The 2,521-nt window shown below is 39.0% G+C and carries 2 protein-coding genes; both read right to left on the reverse strand.

Annotated elements, in window-relative coordinates:
- Nucleotides 1-72: 72 nt before the first annotated feature.
- The gene (locus H5072_RS16700; protein WP_182694174.1) at nt 73-2,055 is read right to left on the reverse strand and encodes a phytase; all 1,983 of its coding nucleotides are present in this window, start codon (nt 2,053-2,055) and stop codon (nt 73-75) included.
- A gap of 11 nt (nt 2,056-2,066) precedes the next feature.
- Nucleotides 2,067-2,521 (reverse strand): metallophosphoesterase (locus H5072_RS16705; RefSeq protein ID WP_182694175.1); only part of this gene is annotated, 455 nt, incomplete at its 5' end.

Consider the following 2,521-nt stretch of genomic DNA (forward strand, 5'->3'; position numbering starts at 1 on the left):
CTCAAATGAGCCTTTTATACAATTTCAAGGTAATCTCAAAGCGACATTAAAATAATGGCGGCTAAATAAGCACTACTTAATTGCTTTTTTTACTTCTCGCCAATCTATTATTTTAAAGTTTTGAGGCTGCTGTGGCATACGATTATAACCATCTTGTACAACTAAAATACCTTCAGGATAACCCGGAAGAGACTTAGATGTTACTGTTAACCCGTCGGTTTCTGATGAGCCATCAATACCATTAACCAAATCACTTATTACACTAAACTTACCTGCAAACTCTAAGCTAGGTGTTTTAATGCCCGCAGTACCATTCTTTACTTTATACAGTACGTAGCTGTTATCACCTTGGCTCGAAACAACTAAATAACGTGTTTTGTCGCTGTGGTAAATTTCCATACCTTCAACATCATCAACAAGTTGCTCATTTATACCTTGCAGCATAACCGGTGTACTGCCTGCCGTTGGCTCTGCACCTATAAACCAAATACCGGCATCTTCTTCGCCTACAAATAATTGTCCTAGTTCATCATCTGCACTACAGCCTTCTGGTTGGCTTGGTAGGTTAAACTCGCGAACAAGTTTACCTGTTATTTTTTCGTTATTCTCACTGATTTTATATTGCTGATATAGCCCCGATTTATCATTTACAAATACATAGTTCCCCGTATTTGACGAGTACATACATAAGCCATAAATTTCATCAAGATTGGTAGGAATATCAGCAATGTACTTCACACTATTATTAGCTTGTACTGAAAATACACTAATACCGTTAAGCGTTCGGTTACTGGCAGTTATTAATGTATTGGTACTGTTTTTAATCGTGCTATTTTGTCGCAGGTCTACGTTATTTAAACGGCCAACTTCAAGTGACTGTTCAAGCTTGCCATTTAGGCTGTATACCATTAGTCCACGGCGTTTATCGGTGCCTAAAATTAAGCTGTTTGCTGCATCTTTAGGGTTAACCCAAATTGCCGGATCGTCTGCTGCATCACCAAACGCTTGTACGGGGGCAGTTTGTGCACTTGCCTTTATTTGAGTAATTGATTGGGGGCTGGTTTTTAATGATTTTATGATAGGTGTTACAGGTAGTGTACTTTTAATATAAGCGCCTGTTTCGTCGTTATACAGCACTGCCGTTGCCGCGTTGTTACTTGTGTAATTTACCGCTACCGATTCCAAGCTCAAGTCACCATTTAACATCCAGTTATTAAGCATTTTACTAATTGGATCATAAGCATACACAGTATTGTTTTTGGTACTAGTAAACCAGATAATACCATCTTGCGAAGCTGAAATAGCTCCTAGTTCACTGTCTAACTTTCCAAAGGGGGCGACTAAAGCAATCGGTTTTTTATCTGCTTGCGATTCCGCGTTCGCGTTTATTGCCCAAATGCCTACTTCGCTTTCACTTACATATAAGGTATTTGTTGTTGTACTTACAGCACAATCCGACGCCTCACTAACGCCAGAAAATTCACGTACATTTACGTTAACCGCTTTATTATTCGCTGTATCAAAAATAATAGTTTCGGTAATTAGCCCGCGTACATCAGGTACAAATGCCGATATTGATTCACTCGCTTTATTAGCAAATAAACACACCGTATCGGGTTGTGCTTGTGGTGGGTTAATGCGGGTTAGTTCAATTGTATCCCAGCCACTTTGAGTGTGCTCAAGCTTAAATATAACAACGTTATCTTGATTGTTATCAATAGTTGCAACCAAAAATGAGTGTGCTGTTAGCTTAGTGACAGCAAGCGCTTCAAAGTTACCTTTTTTTATAATGCGGCTTTGTTGCGTTTCACTTTCAACTAACACTAAGCCTTTGCTTTCGCTTGCTAGCAACCAATTGTTATTATTTAACCATGCCGCTTGTGAGCCTTGCATGTTATCTGTTGGACCAAATTCAGTACTATTAATGACTATTTTATCGGATGTGTTTTTTACTGCCGTATTTGTAGCCATATTACTATTGCTACACGCACTTAATGTACTAAGCACTAAGCTACTTACAATTAAGCTAATAGATGTTTTTAATTTAAAGTTCATGTTGTAACCCTTTATTGGTCAAAGCGCTTTTGAGTGCTGTAACGCACTTCGCCTTTATAGTTAATAGCCGTTGCTTTTAGTGCTTCATTGTTAATCGAAAAGCTCAAAAATCCTGGAGTAGCTTCTGCAAAACGCGTAAATTCACGTTGTTTTACGTAACGCGCTTCGCTACCACCACCAGATACAAAGTGGTCGAGTTTACTGCCATCTATTTGGTTATGTTGTAGGTCATGTTCGTGTCCTGCTACGTATGCTTGCACACCATTTTGCTCAAATATGGGCTCGAGTAAATTACGTAAACCTTCAGTAAGTCCGTAACGTTTTCCACTGCTATAAAGTGGGTGATGACCAACCACTATTTTCCATCGTGCCTGGCTATTTGATAGTTGGCTATCTAACCATGTTAATTGCGCTTGGCTGTTTTGCCCTTGAGTTGCTTTGTATTTTTCGCGTGTTTTGTATTCAG

The sequence above is a fragment of the Pseudoalteromonas sp. SR45-5 genome, from assembly GCF_014163565.1.
GTDB lineage: Bacteria > Pseudomonadota > Gammaproteobacteria > Enterobacterales > Alteromonadaceae > Pseudoalteromonas > Pseudoalteromonas distincta.